At 36.6% G+C, this 17,397-nt stretch carries 16 protein-coding genes; 10 read left to right on the plus strand and 6 right to left on the minus strand.

All coding sequences use genetic code 11. The features are described 5' to 3' along the window. Window positions 1-198: 198 nt before the first annotated feature. Window positions 199-2,772 carry an ATP-dependent chaperone ClpB gene (clpB, locus tag A6B43_RS07265; protein WP_124210316.1) on the plus strand — a complete coding sequence of 858 codons (2,574 nt, stop codon included), beginning with the start codon at window positions 199-201 and terminating at the stop codon, window positions 2,770-2,772. An 83-nt stretch (window positions 2,773-2,855) separates the two neighbouring features. Here the strand turns inward: clpB and A6B43_RS07270 are convergent, their stop codons facing one another. From A6B43_RS07270 to A6B43_RS07280, 3 genes are all read right to left on the minus strand, one after another. Next, a complete protein-coding gene (locus tag A6B43_RS07270; protein ID WP_124210317.1) occupies window positions 2,856-3,533 on the minus strand; it encodes a 3-keto-L-gulonate-6-phosphate decarboxylase UlaD in 678 nt (225 codons plus the stop codon). Between the two features lie 108 nt (window positions 3,534-3,641). Beyond that, on the minus strand, window positions 3,642-4,109 hold the full coding sequence (locus A6B43_RS07275; protein ID WP_124210318.1) for a PTS sugar transporter subunit IIA: 468 nt from the start codon (window positions 4,107-4,109) through the stop codon (window positions 3,642-3,644). A gap of 68 nt (window positions 4,110-4,177) precedes the next feature. Next, window positions 4,178-5,986, minus strand: coding sequence for a PTS ascorbate-specific subunit IIBC (locus A6B43_RS07280; protein WP_124210319.1), 1,809 nt, complete (start codon window positions 5,984-5,986; stop codon window positions 4,178-4,180). Window positions 5,987-6,402: 416 nt separating this feature from the next. On the opposite strand from A6B43_RS07280, the gene ulaG reads away from it, so the two are divergent. The 4 genes from ulaG to araD all read left to right on the plus strand — a co-directional run bounded on the left by ulaG (window position 6,403) and on the right by araD (window position 9,917). Next, the gene (gene ulaG, locus A6B43_RS07285; RefSeq protein ID WP_124210320.1) at window positions 6,403-7,494 is read left to right on the plus strand and encodes an L-ascorbate 6-phosphate lactonase; all 1,092 of its coding nucleotides are present in this window, start codon (window positions 6,403-6,405) and stop codon (window positions 7,492-7,494) included. A gap of 106 nt (window positions 7,495-7,600) precedes the next feature. Then, complete coding sequence (ulaR, locus tag A6B43_RS07290; protein ID WP_124210321.1) at window positions 7,601-8,350, plus strand: HTH-type transcriptional regulator UlaR; 750 nt, start codon at window positions 7,601-7,603, stop codon at window positions 8,348-8,350. 20 nt (window positions 8,351-8,370) lie between these two features. Continuing rightward, on the plus strand, window positions 8,371-9,231 hold the full coding sequence (locus tag A6B43_RS07295) for an L-ribulose-5-phosphate 3-epimerase (RefSeq protein WP_124210322.1): 861 nt from the start codon (window positions 8,371-8,373) through the stop codon (window positions 9,229-9,231). After that, window positions 9,225-9,917 carry an L-ribulose-5-phosphate 4-epimerase gene (araD, locus tag A6B43_RS07300; RefSeq protein ID WP_124210323.1) on the plus strand — a complete coding sequence of 231 codons (693 nt, stop codon included), beginning with the start codon at window positions 9,225-9,227 and terminating at the stop codon, window positions 9,915-9,917. Before A6B43_RS07295 ends, araD begins: the two co-directional genes overlap by 7 nt. Window positions 9,918-10,052: 135 nt before the next feature. Here araD and A6B43_RS07305 read toward each other — a convergent pair whose 3' ends face one another. Next, window positions 10,053-11,276, minus strand: a complete 1,224-nt coding sequence (locus A6B43_RS07305) for an aromatic amino acid transporter (protein ID WP_124210324.1) — start codon at window positions 11,274-11,276, stop codon at window positions 10,053-10,055. 180 nt (window positions 11,277-11,456) lie between these two features. On the opposite strand from A6B43_RS07305, the gene A6B43_RS07310 reads away from it, so the two are divergent. The 5 genes from A6B43_RS07310 to tyrA are packed head-to-tail and all read left to right on the plus strand — an operon-like array spanning window position 11,457 to window position 15,835. Next, window positions 11,457-12,119, plus strand: coding sequence for a Bax inhibitor-1 family protein (locus tag A6B43_RS07310; protein WP_124210325.1), 663 nt, complete (start codon window positions 11,457-11,459; stop codon window positions 12,117-12,119). Window positions 12,120-12,147: 28 nt separating this feature from the next. Then, the gene (locus tag A6B43_RS07315) at window positions 12,148-12,507 is read left to right on the plus strand and encodes a TusE/DsrC/DsvC family sulfur relay protein (RefSeq protein ID WP_124210326.1); all 360 of its coding nucleotides are present in this window, start codon (window positions 12,148-12,150) and stop codon (window positions 12,505-12,507) included. A 33-nt stretch (window positions 12,508-12,540) separates the two neighbouring features. After that, the gene (locus A6B43_RS07320; RefSeq protein ID WP_124210327.1) at window positions 12,541-13,575 is read left to right on the plus strand and encodes a glycosyltransferase family 9 protein; all 1,035 of its coding nucleotides are present in this window, start codon (window positions 12,541-12,543) and stop codon (window positions 13,573-13,575) included. Window positions 13,576-13,617: 42 nt separating this feature from the next. Next, on the plus strand, window positions 13,618-14,694 hold the full coding sequence (locus tag A6B43_RS07325; RefSeq protein ID WP_124210328.1) for a 3-deoxy-7-phosphoheptulonate synthase: 1,077 nt from the start codon (window positions 13,618-13,620) through the stop codon (window positions 14,692-14,694). Window positions 14,695-14,704: 10 nt separating this feature from the next. After that, window positions 14,705-15,835 carry a bifunctional chorismate mutase/prephenate dehydrogenase gene (tyrA, locus tag A6B43_RS07330; protein ID WP_124210329.1) on the plus strand — a complete coding sequence of 377 codons (1,131 nt, stop codon included), beginning with the start codon at window positions 14,705-14,707 and terminating at the stop codon, window positions 15,833-15,835. Window positions 15,836-15,915: 80 nt separating this feature from the next. Here tyrA and bamE read toward each other — a convergent pair whose 3' ends face one another. Then, the gene (bamE, locus tag A6B43_RS07335) at window positions 15,916-16,257 is read right to left on the minus strand and encodes an outer membrane protein assembly factor BamE (RefSeq protein ID WP_124210330.1); all 342 of its coding nucleotides are present in this window, start codon (window positions 16,255-16,257) and stop codon (window positions 15,916-15,918) included. A 70-nt stretch (window positions 16,258-16,327) separates the two neighbouring features. Further along, window positions 16,328-17,329 carry a nucleoid-associated protein YejK gene (gene yejK / locus A6B43_RS07340; RefSeq protein ID WP_124210331.1) on the minus strand — a complete coding sequence of 334 codons (1,002 nt, stop codon included), beginning with the start codon at window positions 17,327-17,329 and terminating at the stop codon, window positions 16,328-16,330. Between the last annotated feature and the right edge of the window lie 68 nt (window positions 17,330-17,397).

A 17,397-nucleotide genomic window follows, 5' to 3' on the forward strand; every position in this document is an offset into this window, starting at 1 on the left:
TTAAATATTAAGGCTGACTGTGTATTTGCATAGTCAGCTTTTTTGTTTTTTTATAAAGCATTAAGAATTTTTTTGTGAAATACTTCACATTTTTACTTGAAATATACTTGACAATCCCAATTTATGTTTTGTAGCAAGAGCATTCAGAAATGCTTATCAGATTTTAAAACAGAATAAATAGGAATATTAGGAAAATATATGAATATAGATAAATTTACCAGTAAATTTCAAGCTGCGATTGCAGATGCTCAGTCGTTAGCAGTTGGGAAAGATAATGCTTACATTGAGCCAGTGCATTTGATGTTAGCGTTACTTCAGCAAAATGATAGTGCGATCACACCGCTTGTAACAGCGTTAAATGTTCCTGTTACACAATTAGTGAGTGAGTTAGAACAGAATATTAACCGTTTGCCACAAGTGCAAGGTTCTAATATTCAACTTTCTCAGCAATTAGTTCGTTTACTGAATCAGTGCGATAAATTAGCTCAACAGTTTGGCGATAGCTTTATTTCATCTGAACTATTTATATTAGCGGCATTAGAAGATAGTGGAGAATTAGGCAAATTATTAAAGAATTTAGGGCTGACAAAAGAGAAAGTAACAGCTGTAATTCAAAAAATTCGTGGAGGAGAGAACGTGAATAGTCAAAATGCGGAAGAAACCCGCCAAGCATTACAAAAATATACGGTAGATTTAACCGAACGTGCGAGAAGTGGCAAACTTGATCCTGTTATTGGGCGTGATGAAGAAATCCGCCGTACTATTCAAGTATTACAACGTCGTACTAAAAATAATCCCGTTCTTATTGGTGAGCCGGGTGTTGGTAAAACAGCGATTGTAGAAGGATTAGCACAACGTATTGTTAATGGTGAAGTGCCAGAAGGGTTAAAAAATAAACGAGTATTATCCCTTGATATGGGGGCATTGATTGCTGGTGCTAAATACCGTGGTGAATTCGAAGAACGTTTAAAAGCCGTATTAAAAGAACTGGCTAAAGAAGAAGGGCAAGTTATTTTATTTATTGATGAAATTCATACTATGGTCGGTGCAGGGAAAACTGACGGTGCAATGGACGCAGGAAACTTACTCAAACCGTCTTTGGCTCGTGGCGAATTACACTGTGTTGGAGCAACAACTCTTGATGAGTATCGTCAGTATATTGAAAAAGATGCAGCCCTTGAACGCCGTTTCCAAAAAGTGTTAGTTGATGAACCAACAGTGGAAGATACCATTGCTATTTTGCGTGGTTTGAAAGAGCGTTATGAAATTCATCATCACGTTCAGATCACCGATCCTGCGATTGTTGCTGCAGCAACATTATCGCATCGTTATATTAGTGATCGTCAATTACCTGATAAAGCAATTGATTTAATTGATGAGGCAGCATCAAGTTTACGTATGGAAATTGATTCTAAGCCTGAGCCACTTGATCGGTTAGAACGTCGTATTATTCAGCTTAAATTGGAGCAACAAGCGTTACAAAAAGAAGATGATGAAGCGAGTAAACAGCGACTTGCAAAATTAGTTGAGGATCTAACTGCTCGTGAGCGTGAATATGCGGAGCTTGAAGAAGTGTGGAAAGCAGAAAAATCTGCGTTACTTGGTGCACAGCATATTAAAGAAGAGTTAGAAACAGCCCGTTTAAAAATGGAACAAGCACGCAGAGAAAATGACTTTGAGAAAATGGCAGAGTTGCAATATGGCATTATTCCAAATTTAGAAAAACAACTTGCAGACGCAGAGAAAAGTGAATTTGATGAGCATAGTGGACAACTATTGCGTACTCGAGTAACAGACGAAGAAATCGCGGAAGTACTTTCTCGTGCCACAGGTATTCCTGTTTCTAAAATGATGGAAGGAGAAAAAGAAAAGCTACTTAACATGGAAGAAGTGCTACACAAACGTGTGATTGGACAGGCAGAAGCTGTTGATGCGGTTGCCAATGCAATTCGCCGTAGCCGTGCTGGATTATCTGATCCTAATCGCCCAATTGGCTCATTCCTATTCCTTGGACCAACAGGAGTCGGTAAAACGGAATTGTGCAAAACCTTAGCAAATTTCTTATTTGATAGTGAAGATGCAATGATTCGGATTGATATGTCTGAATTTATGGAAAAACATAGTGTATCTCGTTTAGTTGGTGCACCTCCGGGTTATGTTGGCTATGAAGAGGGTGGTTATTTAACCGAAGCTGTTCGCCGTCGTCCATATTCAGTGATTTTACTTGACGAAGTGGAGAAGGCACACCCAGATGTCTTTAATATTTTACTACAAGTGCTTGATGATGGACGTTTAACAGACGGTCAAGGGCGTACAGTTGATTTCCGTAACACTGTTGTGATTATGACTTCAAACTTGGGTTCACATTTAATCCAAGAGAATGCGGAAAATATGAGTTACGATGAAATGAAATCAATGGTAATGAATGTGGTTGGACAACATTTCCGTCCAGAGTTTATTAACCGTATTGATGAAACAGTTGTATTCCACCCGTTAGATAAAGCAAATATTCGTGCGATTGCTCGTATTCAGTTACAACGTTTAATTAAACGTATGGCGGAACATGGTTATGATGTGAGAGTAACAGATACAGCGGTAGATCATATTGGTGAAGCAGGATTTGATCCATTATTTGGAGCAAGACCTCTTAAACGTGCGATTCAACAAGAAGTTGAAAATCCATTAGCACAACAAATTTTATCAGGTAAATTGTTACCAAATAAAGAGGTTGTAGTGGATTATCAAGAAGGGCAAATTGTTGCTGTTCAATAAGTTTAGATTTGCTTAATAGAATTACAGAAGTATTAAGAAAAAGACCGCTTGTAGTAGCGGTCTTTTTTTATAACAAGTAAGCGCTATGGCCAGTATTTATCAATTTCAGCTCGAATTGCGTTGGCAGTTTCTTTGCCTTTTTCACCGACTAAGGCACGGCCTGCAATGAATACTTTTGCATTTTTAATATCTTTAAATAGATGAATTTCTTCAGGTACAATACCACCTGTAATAGAAAGTTCTAAGCCAAGTTCTTCAAGTTTTTTCATTTTGGCAATATCTTCATTTGTCCAGCCTTTACCTGCTAATTCAGCATCACGAGAGCGGTGATAAATTGCTTGTTTAACGCCTAAATCTACCCATTCTTGTGCATCTTCAAATGTCCAGTTGCCGTAGATTTCGATTTGAATTTCTTTTTTGACTTTCAATTCAGGGTGGGCTTGGTTAAATTCATCAGCCACTTTTTTACAGGCTGCTTTTGTTGCAGGGTGCGCCGCCGCAGAGACCGTAAGCCAATCCGCCCCAGCTTCAAATGCCATTTTGGCTAAAATTGCACCGCCATCGGTAGTTTTTAAATCGCAGACTAGAATATGATTAGGGTGTAATGCACGTAATGTGCTTACTGCTTTCATTCCTTCTGCACAGGCTAGGATTGTCCCAATTTCAATAATATCCACAACATTTTCTGCTTGTTTAGCGTCAGCAACTGCTTTTTCAAGGCTGAGAGAATCAAGAGCAATTTGAAGTAATGGTTTAGACATATAAATTCCTTATAAACGTAAAGATGAATAAATAGCGGTTAGTTTCTTTAGTAAAAATGCAAAATTTAGATTTGATCTAACCGCTTGCTGTTTTTTATTCAGACTAAATTAACCTAATACAGCATCAATAACAGCATAGACTTCTTCAGGTGTATTACAACGGCGGATTTTATCTAAATCAACGCCTGTATCGCTATCTGGATCATCAAGTACTTGAGTAATTTCCATTAAGCCTTGCATATGTTGATCAGAATCGCTTCCTGCTAGTGTGAGTAAAACGTGTACAGGTTCATCATCGCCATCAAAATAGATAGGATCTTTTAAAGTAACTAGAGCAAAGGAGGTTTTAATTACACCTTCTTCTGGACGGGCGTGAGGCATTGCAAGCCCAGGAGCAAGAATGATGTAAGGCCCCATCTCTTTGATTTTATTGATAATATTATCGTAATAGCGAGGCTCAATTGTGCCTGCTTTTAACAGTAAGTCTGTTCCGATTTTGATTGCTTCTTCCCAGTTACTAGCAGATTGGTTTAAACGAATAGAGTCATTTTCAATGAGAGATTGTTTAAGGTTCATATAACGTCCTTATAAAATAGTTAAATATAAAAGATAAATCCCCTAGCAGGGCTAGGGGAGAGAATAGACTATTTTTGTTGATGCTTCTTGATAAGTTCAATTAATTCATCACCAAATGAATTTGGGTTAAGCATATTTTGTACACCAAGTACTGATTTTCCTTCACCTACTGTGATTTCATCAGCAAGATGGCGAGATGACACGATAATATCAACTTCATTTAATTTGCCTTTGTAGTCAGTAACAGCACAAGAGTCCATTACATTTGGAATACCACGTTTGTCTAAGTAGCCTTTGATCTTCATTTTCATCATCATTGATGATCCTTGGCCTGAACCACATACTGCTAAGATACGGATTGGTTTTACATCTGATGTACTATCTGTTGTGGTATTTTCAATAGAAGATTTTTCCATTTCTACTTTTTCGGCAACTTGTTCAACAACATCATTACCATATCCGTCCATTTGTTCTAATGTCTTGCCAGCCGCTTTAGCTGCAGCTTCTTCAGCACGGAGTTTTTTAGCTGCAAAGCCCATATAAACTAGACATAATGCGAGGATAATGAAGAAAAATCCAGGAATACTAACAATACCTTGCAATACTGGAGGGAAGAATAATGCCCAGTCAGCCATACCCATCCAACCATTAAATATGGTACCTTGGCTTGCGAGTAATTGAATAACCCAAGCTGAACCTAAGACTTCAATAATACCCATCACAAAACAGATCTTCATAACTGCTTTCCAACCACCAAATTGGTTTGCAAAAACACCAATAGTTGCGTTAGAGAAGAACATTGGAATAAAACCTGGAATGATAAGTACTGGTGAACTAAAGCCGAGTAGAAGACCAACTGCAACGAATTGGCCAATCGCACCCCACATAAAACCAAATACCATTGCATTTGGAGAGAAGGCGTAAATTGCCGCACAGTCAATTGCTAATACAGAATTAGGAATAACACGTTCAGAGATACCTTTAAATGCCTCTGAAAGTTCAGCAACGAACATACGAACGCCCGTGACGATAATTTGAATTGCAACGGCAAATTTTAACCCCATTTCAAGGATATACATAAACCAGTGAGTTTTTCCTGCCATTGCTTGCAAGTTGTCTAAACCAAATGAAAGCAGAATAATACCAAAGAAAATCGTCATGACTAATGCGGTTGCAGATATACTATCGTGGAAAATCTGTAACCATTTTGGTAATTTCATATTATCTACACTATCATTTTTGTCCCCAAGTTTAGGTGCAAGTTTAACGGCGACCCAAGAGGCAATTTGTTGTTGGTGCCCAATTGAGAACCCTGCACCCCCCGTGACTGCTTGAGTAGGTTTATACATAATATTAGATGATATACCCCAATAGAGTGCCATTAATACTGCTGTATAGATAACCGTTTCCCACATTGAAGCACCGATGATCATATAGAACACTGCAACTAAGCCTGCTTGTTGGAACATAATATGCCCAGTAAGCATAATGGTACGAATACCTGTAATGCGTCTAAAGATAACTAATAAAATATTTAAAAAGAGAGCAAGAATAACCGCATAACCTACCCAAGCATAGTTATCTGCCATTGTTTGAATAGTTGCCTGCATACTTGTATAAGGGTCTATAACTGCACCTGTCAAATCATGATATTTCGACAGACCTGCAATCACAGGTTTGAAGTTTGATACTAAAAATCCAGCACCTGCCTGCACAATCATAAAGCCCACAATAGTCTTAATGGTGCCTTTAATTACCGTCGTAGTATCTTTTTTTAATAGAATATAGCCGAGACAAGCGACTATACCAAGTAAGAAAGGTGCTTTTGAAAGTACCTGATCATTAAAACCTAAAAATAGGTTGTAGAGCGTTTCCATAGGAGTACCTCTAAATTATGTGATAAAAAGAAATTCCAAAAGAAGAAATTAGTCATAGTTTCATCAAAATGAACCTATGATGGCTATCATATCAGCAATAAAAGATTATAAAAGATTGAATTTGATTGTTTGTGAGCAACTTCACAAAATTTTTTAAAAGTTAGTAAATTTCTTTTTTATTTTTATGATAAGAGAAGTGGATTCCCTATAATCCTATAAATTACACAATAGGCGAATTATCATAAACTAAGTAAGAATATTAAATTATTTGCGTATGGTAATGATTTTAATTAGATATTATTTAACAGAATGCGAACTACATCACATTTTTGTTAGTTAATTATTGTGTTATTACTTTTGATTATATATGATTACTTTTGATTATATAGTTCTACTTTAATCTTTAGGAGTCAGTAATGAGCAAAATCAGTGAAATTACCCGTGAAAGTTGGATTCTTTCTACCTTCCCAGAGTGGGGAACTTGGCTAAACGAAGAAATTGAAAGTGAAGTGGTGCCAGAAGGCAACTTTGCTATGTGGTGGTTAGGCTGTGTGGGTGTATGGATTAAAACCCCAGCTGGTGCCAATATTTGTATGGATTTATGGTGTGGTCGAGGTAAATCGACTAAGAAAGTAAAAGATATGGTGCGTGGGCATCAAATGGCAAATATGGCAGGCGTGCGTAAATTACAGCCTAATTTGAGAGCCCAACCAATGGTGTTAGATCCATTTGCGATTAACGAAGTGGATTTCATTTTAGCGTCTCACTATCACAGTGATCATATTGATGTGAATGTGGCAGCTGCAGTAATGAATAATCCTAAATTAGATCACGTTAAATTTGTTGGACCTTGGCATTGTGCAGAGCTTTGGAAAAAATGGGGTGTGCCAGAAGAGCGTATCATTGTTGTTAAACCAGGTGATGTAGTAAAACTTAAAGATGTAGAAATTCACGCTTTAGATTCTTTTGACCGTACTTGTTTAGTAACTTTGCCTGTGGAAGGTGCAGAAAATCAAGATGGTGAATTAGCAGGGCTTTGTCCATCTGATGAGGAAATGGGACGTAAAGCGGTAAATTATGTATTTAAAACACCAGGCGGTAATATTTATCACGGTGCAGATTCTCATTATTCAATTCAATTCGCAAAACACGGTAAGCAATTTGATATTGATGTAGCATTGAATAACTATGGCGAAAATCCAGTCGGCATTGCAGATAAAATGACATCTATTGATTTACTTCGTATGGCAGAGTGTTTACGCTGTAAAGTAATTATCCCTGTTCATCATGATATTTGGACCAACTTTATGGCAAGTACGGATGAAATTATTCAGCTTTGGCGTATGCGTAAAGACCGTTTACAATATAAATTCCATCCATTTATTTGGGAAGTTGGCGGGAAATACGTGTACCCACGAGATAAAGATTTGATTGAATATCATCACCCTCGTGGCTTTGATGACTGTTTTGAACAAGAACCGAATATTCAGTTTAAATCAATGCTATAACTAAAGGTTGAAGTGAAGCTACACATTTGTGTAGCTTCTATTTGTTCATTATATTTCATAACATCATTTCCCCATATTAATTACACAACCATTTAATTTATAAATAATGAACGAAAATTATCGCCACCTACAATTATTAACGGCACTTGAAGAAAAAAAACGGCTTTCTATTCAAGAAATAATCGGCTTGTTGGACATTTCACCTGCTACTGCAAGACGTGATATTACTAAATTGAGCGAACAAGGCAAATTACATAAAGTGCGTAATGGTGCTGAGGCTATCTCTCTTCATAGAGTTGCAATCCTACCATTGATGAAGATTAATAATATAGATGAAAAGCAACGGATTGCTGATACTGCGGCCAAATTATGTAAGGACGGAGAAAGTGTAATTTTGACGTGCGGATCAACGATGAAAATGCTGGGGAGTAGTTTATGTGGGCGAGATGTGCAAATTATTACGCATTTCCTACCGCTTGCTAACTATCTGATCGAGCAGGATCATAATGATGTAGTTATTATTGGTGGGCAATACAGTAAAAACCAAGCAATAACGCTGTCAATGAGTAGCCATAATGACTCAATGTATGCCGCAAATATTATGTTTACGAGTGGGAAAGGGCTGACAACAGCAGGTTTATATAAAACGGATATGCTGATTGCGAATTCAGAGCAGAGAATGCGATCTAAAGTAAGTAAATTAGTTGTTTTGCTCGATAGTTCTAAGCTTGGGCAACAAGCAGGAATGTTGTTTGAATCGTTACATAATATTGATTTGCTCATTACAGGTAAAGAAGCCGAACCAAATATCATTGAGCAATTAAGATCTGAAGGATTAAACATTATTTTAGCTTAAACACAGAGGAGTGTTTTATCGTGAGAAAACATAAATTAGGTATTTACGAAAAAGCGTTACCAAAAAATATTAGCTGGCAAGATCGCCTCTCTATCGCCAAAGTATGCGGGTTTGATTTTGTAGAAATGTCTATTGATGAAACAGATGAACGTTTGGCTCGTTTGGATTGGAGTAAAAAAGAGCGACTAAAATTGGTAAAAGCGATTGTAAACACCGGTATTACTATCCCATCAATGTGCTTATCAGGACACCGCCGTTTTCCTTTTGGAAGCCGTGATGAAGCAACTCGTCAAAAAGCCTACGAAATTATGGAAAAAGCAATCCAACTAGCGGTTGATCTCGGTATTCGTACAATTCAGCTTGCAGGCTATGATGTCTATTATGAGGAGCAAGATGAAGAGACAATTGCTCGTTTTCAACAAGGTTTAGAATGGGCTGTCGAGTTGGCTGCTAGCAATCAAGTTACGATTGCCGTTGAGATTATGGATACTAAATTTATGAGCTCAATTTCTCGCTGGAAGAAATGGGACGAAATCATTAGATCGCCGTGGTTTACAGTTTATCCTGATTTAGGTAATTTATCTGCATGGAATGATAATGTTGCTGAAGAGTTGAAACTCGGCATTGATAAAATTTCAGCCATTCATTTAAAAGATACTTATAAAGTTACAGAAACTTGTAAAGGACAATTTCGAGATGTCCCATTTGGTGATGGTTGTGTTGATTTTGTTGCCTGTTTTAAAACATTAGCAGAATTAAATTACCGTGGTGCGTTTTTAATTGAAATGTGGACTGAAAAGTCAGAAGAACCGATTCGTGAGATTATTAACGCACGCCGTTGGATTGAGCAAAAAATGCAAGAAGGGGGCTTTCAATGTTAGTTGAATTAAGAGAACGTGTACTCAAGGCAAATTTAGAATTACCTAAATACGGTTTGGTTACTTTTACTTGGGGAAATGTGAGTGAGATTGATCGAGCAACAGGATTGGTGGCAATTAAACCATCTGGGGTAGAATATGATGTGATGACCGTTGATGATATTGTGATTGTTGATCTTGATGGTAACCGTGTTTGGGGCGATAAAAAACCGTCTTCTGATACACCAACACATTTAGAACTTTACCGCCAGTTCCCAGAAATTGGTGGGGTCGTACATACGCATTCCCGCCATGCAGTGGGTTGGGCTCAAGCTGGGGAAGATATTCTTGCTTTAGGTACAACACACGGCGACTATTTCTACGGCACAGTGCCTTGTACTCGGAAAATGAGCCCTGAAGAAATCGCAGGTGAATATGAGCTAGAAACAGGTAAAGTGATTGTAGAGACATTCCGTGAGCGAAATATTAACCCTGAAATGGTACCAGGTGTGTTAGTTCATTCTCACGGCCCATTTACTTGGGGTAAAGATGGACATAATGCAGTACATAACTCCGTTGTGCTTGAAGAGGTCGCTTATATGAATTTTTGTAGTAAATTGATCCGCCCAAATGTTCAATCAATGCAGCAAGAATTATTGGATAAACATTATTTGCGTAAACATGGTAAAAATGCTTATTACGGGCAATAATTTAAAAGGTTAAAAATAAAAGGCTTATTTGAGAATAAGCCTTTTTTATTATAGGTATACAAGCGGTGAGTTTATCATTTATTTTGCAAAAAATTTCTTAAATCTCACCGCTTGTCATTATAAATGTTAAAGCTATCACTTAAAAACGGGCAATAAATTTGCCATTGATAAAAGATGGAAAGCTGCGGTCGCAATACCAAATACGATTAATATCCCTAGTGTAAAATTTCCTCCTTTTACGATAAAGCCCTTATTACCATTTGGCAGTTTACGAGATTTATAAGCTAGCATAGCAGGTATGATACAAGTCCAAATCGTTGCAACTGCCCCTGCGTAGCCAATGGCATTTAAAAAACCAAGAGGAAAACTTACCGAAAGAATAAGTGGAGGTAAAAATGTGACTGCCCACGATTTTGTTCGTCCGTTTTTGCTATTATCAAATTTGAAAAAATCAGCTAAGAAGTCAAAAACACCTAATCCAACGCCAATAAATGAGGATAAAATAGCAGCAATTGAGAACGCATTGATCGTCTGTTTAATGGTATTTGATTCAACTGCATTACCTAACGCATTTAATAGTACGTCAAGATTGCCGTCTTGAGCAATAATTGGAGAAAATTGATCTCGAGGTAAATTACCAAAAATCGCAATAATCCATAATAGATAAAGTAAAAGAGCAATACCTGTTCCACCTAAAATTGCCCATTTCGCTTTATGTGCATTGCCATAGTAAGCACGCATTGTAGAAACCGAATGATGATACCCAAAAGAGGTTAAAGCAATGGGTAGTAACCCCATTGTGTAAATAGCATAATGAGAATGACTTGTTTGGGTATCAAATAAAACGGTAAGATCGATATTAAGTGTCAGCCCAAAAATGCTAAGCACAAAAGTAATTGCCATAAAGAAAATAAGTAAAATCGAAATACGATCAACAAATCGGGTTGAATGCCATACAAAAAAAGAAAATATAAATACAAAAATGATCGACCAGGTTTGTATATTCAAATCAACCAATGGACGGAATAAATCGCCTAAAATAGTTCCTGAAGCTGTTGTATAGGCATAAAGTAGAATACCACCAACAAAATAGACAGCAAGATTATTGAGTATGGATAGTTTTTTACCTAATAAATTTTCAGTAACACTACTAAAAGATGCCCGTAGATCATAGTGTTTATAAGCCTCAAGTAATAACCATCCTGAAAGTGTCATTACGATCATTGTTATACTTAGTATTAAAACTGACCAAATTGTCCAAGCTCCTGCACCAGAGCTAGGTAAACCAAGCATTCCAGCACCAACACAGACGCTTGCTATGATGCAAGCCCCCCCAAATATTGACGGTGATTTTTTCATTTTATATTCTCCTATGTAATTTTTAACTTATTATTACCTAAATATTTGTACTATTGCAATAGTTTATCAGTTTAAGTGATTGAAATAGACTATTTACTTGGGAGTTGATTGACTTTCCCTTGATTTCTGATAATTTGATCCCATATCTTTGTCTAATATCAATATTTAATAGGAGTTTTTATGCAAGAACGTTTAGTTGCGTCAGCTGGTCGTGAATCATTACTCAGCACTCATAAAGTTCTACGTAATACTTATTTTTTATTATCTTTAACCTTAGCTTTTTCAGCGGTTATTGCGATCATGTCAATGAGCTTAAATTTACCTCGTTTGCCGTGGTGGGGAATGTTAGTTGGATTCTATGGCTTACTTTTTTTAACTAATGCAACTGCAAATAGTGCAGCAGGGATTGCTAGTGTTTTTGCTTTGACTGGTTTTCTTGGTTACAGCTTAGGACCAATTTTAAATGCTTACATTAGCCACGGGCTTGGTGATGTTGTCGCTCTTTCATTAGGATCAACTGCAGCCGTTTTTCTTGCTTGTTCAATGTATGTATTAACAACAAAAAGAGATATGTCATTCCTTTCAGGAATGATGATGGCATTGTTTGTCGTATTGTTAGTAGGGATAATTGCAAATTTATTTTTTACTATCCCTGCTCTGAATTTAGCAATTAGTGCCTTGTTTATTGTTTTTTCAAGTGGTGCAATTCTACTTGCAACAAGCAATATTATTCATGGTGGCGAAACAAATTATATTCGTGCAACAGTTGATCTCTATGTCTCATTGTATAATTTATTTGTGAGTTTCCTGAATATTTTTGGCGTATTAGGTAGTGATGATTAATTTTAATTAGCGAGAGAATGCCACAGTAATGTGGCATTTTTTATTTATGACAACTAATTTTATTCAATTTAATAAACAGCAAATCCCGACTGATAAAGAGGGATATTTAAAGAATATCAGTGATTGGTCTGAACCGTTGGCGATAGCGATTGCTGAAAATGATGGTATTGAATTAAGCCAAGAGCATTGGGAAATTATTCATTTTGTGAGAACATTTTACCAAGAGTATAAAACTTCCCCAGCAATCCGAATGTTAGTTAAATCATTAGCTCAAAAGTTTGGTGAAGAAAAAGGAAATAGTCGTTATTTACAACGGCTATTTCCTGATGGGCCAGCAAAACAAGCAACTAAAATTGCTGGTTTGCCTAAACCTGCAAAATGTTTATAGTATCTTTTTCTCTAAGTAAAAAGGATAATTTTAATGGCAGAACTCCATTCTATTTGTGTATTACGATTATCCGCTGTGGGAGATGTTTGTCATACTCTTGCCGTGGTACAAGCAATTCAGCGTCAATACCCTAAAGCAGAAATCACCTGGATTATTGGTAAATTAGAAGCCAATTTATTGGCAAATATTCCAGATGTGAAGCTAATTCCATATGATAAGAAATCAGGCTGGAAAGGTATCGTTACACTTTGGGGAAAATTACAGACTAAGCAGTTTGATGTATTACTTAATTTACAAACAGCATTTAGAGCTTCATTTATTTCTCTTGGTATTAAAGCAAAACGAAAAATAGGTTTTAACCGAGAGCGAGCTAGAGAAGGCCAATGGCTTTTTACTAATGAAAAAGTGGAACAAGCGACTTCTCCCCACGTTTTAGATGGGCAAATGATGTTTGCTAAAGCAATTGGCGTACAAGATCTTATTCCCCAATGGAATTTGCCAATAAGTGAAGATGATCTAGCTTATTCTGCCCAATTTATTGATAAGACAAGAAAAAATCTGTTAATTGCACCTTGTTCAAGTAAACAATCAAAAGATTGGCCTCCTGAAAATTATGCGGAAATTATTCGATTTGCTACATCGTATGATTTGAATGTGATTATTTGTGGCTCACCTTCAGGCTATGAGATAGAAACAGCGAATAAAATTCAAAATCTTGCATCGAATTGCAGTAATGTTGCAGGGAAAACAACATTAACACAGCTAGCAGGATTGATTAAACAAGTCGATTTAGTAATTTCATCGGATTCTGGTCCTGCTCATATTGCAACCACACAAAATACGCCAGTCATTGGGTTATATGCAATTCATAACCATCGCCGAACAGGCCCTTACAACGATTTAGGTAATATTATTTCAGTTTATGATGAAGTTATATGGGAACAATATGGCAAATCTTGGCAAGATTTACCTTGGGCAACAAGGGCAAAGGGGGAAAACTTAATGAATAAAATTACGGTTGAACAAGTAGAACAAAAAATTCTTGAAATTTTAGCTATTACTCTGTAAATTGAAAAGTGTAATATTTTTTTTACATAAAAGGAAATAAAAATGAACAGAGTAATTAATCAGGATAGCTTACATAATGTAAATATTAGTAATGAATATGTGTTATTAACTCCACGGGCTTTAAAATGTGAATTACCGTTGCCAGAAAGTTTGCGAAACCAAATTGAACAGTCAAGATCAGTTATTTCAGATATTATTCATAAACGAGATCCTCGTAAACTTATTGTAATAGGTCCATGTTCAATTCATGATCCAGTTTCAGCGGTTGAATACGCTAAAAAATTAAAAGCACTTGCAGATAAAGTATCAGATAAGCTGTATATTGTGATGAGAGTGTATTTTGAAAAACCTCGTACGACGGTGGGTTGGAAAGGGTTAATCAATGACCCAAATATTAATGGAACATTTGAAGTAGAAAAGGGATTAAGAATTGCACGTAAATTATTATTAGAATTAGCAGAGTTAGGTTTGCCACTGGCAACAGAAGCCCTTGACCCGATTAGCCCACAATATTTAGCTGATTTATTTAGTTGGTCAGCTATTGGTGCGAGGACAACGGAATCTCAAACACATAGAGAAATGGCATCGGGCTTATCAATGGCAGTAGGATTTAAAAATGGTACAGATGGTAATTTGGCTGTGGCTATTAATGCGATGGAGTCTGCTGCACAGGGGCATAGTTTTATGGGGATTAATCAGCAAGGTCAAGTTACTGTGCTTACAACGAAAGGAAATTGTGATGGACATGTTATTTTGCGAGGTGGAAAAGTGCCTAATTTTGAAGCAATATATGTCAAAGAATGTGAGCAGGCACTACACGATGCTAACTTACCTAAAGCAATTATGATTGATTGTAGTCATGGCAACTCTAATAAAGATTATAAGCGTCAAGCTGTTGTGGCAGAGAATGTTTTACAGCAAATATTATCGGGTAATCAATCAATTATTGGGGTGATGATTGAAAGCCATTTATTCGCAGGAAATCAATCTTCTAATCAGCCTTTTTCTGAAATGCTTTATGGGGTTTCTATTACCGATGCTTGCATAGATTGGCAAGCAACAGAAACATTATTAACCCATTGGGCAACCTCGTTAAGAATGAGCTTTGAGCATATTTAGTGATAGAGATATGGAAGATAAAAAGACATTATCATCAGTAAGAGATCAAATTGATCTTGTTGATCAAAAGTTAATTCAGCTTCTTGCAGAACGCTTTATTCTTGTTACTGAAATAGGAAAAATTAAACACGAGCAAGGGTTGCCAATTTATGATCAAAAACGAGAAGCGACAATGATTGCAGCTAGGCGGAAAGAAGCTGAAAAACAGGGTATTTCTGCTGATTTAATCGAAAGTATTTTACGCCGAATAATGCGGGAGTCGTACGTTAATGAAAATAAATATGGCTTTACTGCAACTAACCCTACCGTTGAGAAAATAGTGGTTGTTGGTGGTAATGGCAAATTAGGTGGGCTTTTTGCTCATTATTTTAGGCTTTCAGGCTATTCGGTAGATATATTAGACCAAAATGATTGGGATCGTGCTGATGTAATTCTTTCTGGGGCAAATTTAGTGTTAGTATCTGTTCCAATAGCTCATACTGTGTCAGTTCTAAGGCAATTACAACCTTACCTCACCAAAGAGATGATTTTGGCGGATCTGACCTCTGTTAAAGTGCAACCGCTTACTACAATGCTTGCCGTTCATCAAGGACCTGTTGTTGGATTACATCCAATGTTTGGACCTGATATTACAAGTTTTGCTAAGCAGGTTACCGCTTGTTGTCATGGAAGGGAAGCTGAGCAGTACCAATGGTTGCTTGATCAAATTCAGCTATGGGGAGGGAAAATTTATCCTATTGAGGCAGATTCGCACGATCATTTAATGACTTATATCCAAGCCGTACGGCATTTTTCTACTTTTGTCGCTGGACTGCATTTATCACAACAATCGGTTGAATTATCACAATTACTTGCTCTTTCTTCACCTATTTATCGCTTAGAATTAGCGATGATTGGTCGTCTCTTTGCACAGAATGGATCACTATATGCGGATATAATTGCAGATAAACCTGAAAATTTAGCGGTTATTGAATCGTTATACCATACCTTTTCTCAAGGAATAGAATTATTTAAACAGCAAGATAAACAAGGCTTTATTGCTATTTTTGAGCAAGTACACCGCTGGTTTGGAGATTATTCAGAACAATTTTTAGATGAAAGCCAAAATTTACTGAAACAAGCGAACGATCTTTGGAATTAGCAAGCGGTTAGATTGAGAAAATGTTTGTTAATAAGAAAAAATAGAGGGGAAATTATCCCCTTTATTTTTATGGGAGAATATTATTGAACATTATCAAGTGGTTGATCTAACTTAATTTCTGATACCAGCCCTTTTTGATTAAAATACACTAACAATGTACGCTGAATAGGGTCGCTATGACCTTCTCTTTTGATAAATACATAATTCCAACGGTTTGGTGAAAACGTATTTTGTAATACAGGTGTACCAAGTAAATATTGCACTTGTTCTTTGTTCATTCCTACTTGAAGTTGATTGATCTTGTCTTGTTCAAGGTAATTACCTTGTGGAACATCAATCCGATACACCACTTTTTTCACGGTTGAGCAAGCCGTTACCCCTAGAGTAAGTAGTAATACGGCAAGAAGCGATTTCATTTTCATAGTCATAACCTTTTTATCAAACTTATCAAAAATTAAGGCAAATCATACCTAAACTACCTTCAAAATACTATTATTTATTACGTTGTAATTGATCCCGTAAATTTGCAGGCAATCCTTTGATAGTTAAACTGTCAGAAAGTTCGTCCCAAATAATTCTTTCGCCTAATAATTCTGCATCAAAACTGAGAGTAACCCCTTTTCCTGAACCTGAATATTTTGTCAATGTTTTCAATGTATTGCGAACAGGTGGAATATTGTCTGCTAATCCATAATCTTGGTTTTCGGCAAAATGAATAAAATCTTGTTCATTTAATGTTGGGAGTGTCGCAGAAAGCTCGTTTAAAGCAATTTCTTCTCCGTTGTTAATCTGTTCTTTACAGTAGTCAAATACTTGTTTTTTCACGGCTTGAGTTTGATTAGCATTTAGTTCTCCTTGCTCGCAGTAATCACTGACCGCTTGAAGTAGTGTTTGATTTTGTAATTGTGGGTTAAGTCCTTCTTCAGCCGAGAGAAAGTCCATAAAGAAATCGGCAACTCTTCTGCCGATTCTACCTTTGATAAAAGTAAGGTAGCGGTTAGATTGTGCATTTAACTTCAATTCTGTTAAATTGATCCGACAAGCAATATCATATTGACTAATATCGAGATATTCAGTACGCCTTACTTCGAGTTCTTTATCAACTAACATTGAGCTACGGCTATCAATTAAAGCAATAAATAAATATTCAGTGGCTAAAAAAGTATAACGGCAGAGAATAAATGTGCCACCACTTGCAAAGCTATATTTAGCAAGCTCTGCGGCTAGCATTTTCGCAGAACTATGACTGAAGGGGAGAAAATCAGTTTCTTGTTCTAGTAAGCGGTTAAGCTGTTGGGCAAATATAGATTCTGATTTAAACACGCCGTAGGCTTTCGTTTTATTTTGATAGGCTTGGTGAAGCTGTAACATCATTTGTTCTACTTCAGGGGTAATATTTAGCAGTTGTTCACGCAAAATAGTATTGAGCTTAGGTGGCTCATCGTTGGTTTGTTGTAAAAGGTGTAGCACAATTTCGGTTACAGTAATACTCATAAAATTCCTTGCAAGCGGTCAGATTTCATCAAATTTTTGCTATTATAAGCTATTTACAAATGTAGAAA

The organism is Vespertiliibacter pulmonis, from assembly GCF_013377275.1.
Taxonomy (GTDB): Bacteria; Pseudomonadota; Gammaproteobacteria; order Enterobacterales; family Pasteurellaceae; genus Vespertiliibacter; species Vespertiliibacter pulmonis.

What these genes read in the sequence shown, in the direction of transcription:
- A6B43_RS07315 (WP_124210326.1), top strand. Translation starts at nt 12,148, where the DNA reads ATGTGGCATTTTTTATTTATGACAACTAATTTTATTCAATTTAATAAA.
- ulaG (WP_124210320.1), top strand. Translation starts at nt 6,403, where the DNA reads ATGAGCAAAATCAGTGAAATTACCCGTGAAAGTTGGATTCTTTCTACC.
- araD (WP_124210323.1), top strand. Translation starts at nt 9,225, where the DNA reads ATGTTAGTTGAATTAAGAGAACGTGTACTCAAGGCAAATTTAGAATTA.
- A6B43_RS07275 (WP_124210318.1), bottom strand. Translation starts at nt 4,109, where the DNA reads ATGAACCTTAAACAATCTCTCATTGAAAATGACTCTATTCGTTTAAAC.
- A6B43_RS07305 (WP_124210324.1), bottom strand. Translation starts at nt 11,276, where the DNA reads ATGAAAAAATCACCGTCAATATTTGGGGGGGCTTGCATCATAGCAAGC.
- A6B43_RS07310 (WP_124210325.1), top strand. Translation starts at nt 11,457, where the DNA reads ATGCAAGAACGTTTAGTTGCGTCAGCTGGTCGTGAATCATTACTCAGC.
- A6B43_RS07325 (WP_124210328.1), top strand. Translation starts at nt 13,618, where the DNA reads ATGAACAGAGTAATTAATCAGGATAGCTTACATAATGTAAATATTAGT.
- A6B43_RS07280 (WP_124210319.1), bottom strand. Translation starts at nt 5,986, where the DNA reads ATGGAAACGCTCTACAACCTATTTTTAGGTTTTAATGATCAGGTACTT.
- clpB (WP_124210316.1), top strand. Translation starts at nt 199, where the DNA reads ATGAATATAGATAAATTTACCAGTAAATTTCAAGCTGCGATTGCAGAT.
- yejK (WP_124210331.1), bottom strand. Translation starts at nt 17,329, where the DNA reads ATGAGTATTACTGTAACCGAAATTGTGCTACACCTTTTACAACAAACC.
- A6B43_RS07320 (WP_124210327.1), top strand. Translation starts at nt 12,541, where the DNA reads ATGGCAGAACTCCATTCTATTTGTGTATTACGATTATCCGCTGTGGGA.
- bamE (WP_124210330.1), bottom strand. Translation starts at nt 16,257, where the DNA reads ATGAAAATGAAATCGCTTCTTGCCGTATTACTACTTACTCTAGGGGTA.
- tyrA (WP_124210329.1), top strand. Translation starts at nt 14,705, where the DNA reads ATGGAAGATAAAAAGACATTATCATCAGTAAGAGATCAAATTGATCTT.
- ulaR (WP_124210321.1), top strand. Translation starts at nt 7,601, where the DNA reads ATGAACGAAAATTATCGCCACCTACAATTATTAACGGCACTTGAAGAA.
- A6B43_RS07270 (WP_124210317.1), bottom strand. Translation starts at nt 3,533, where the DNA reads ATGTCTAAACCATTACTTCAAATTGCTCTTGATTCTCTCAGCCTTGAA.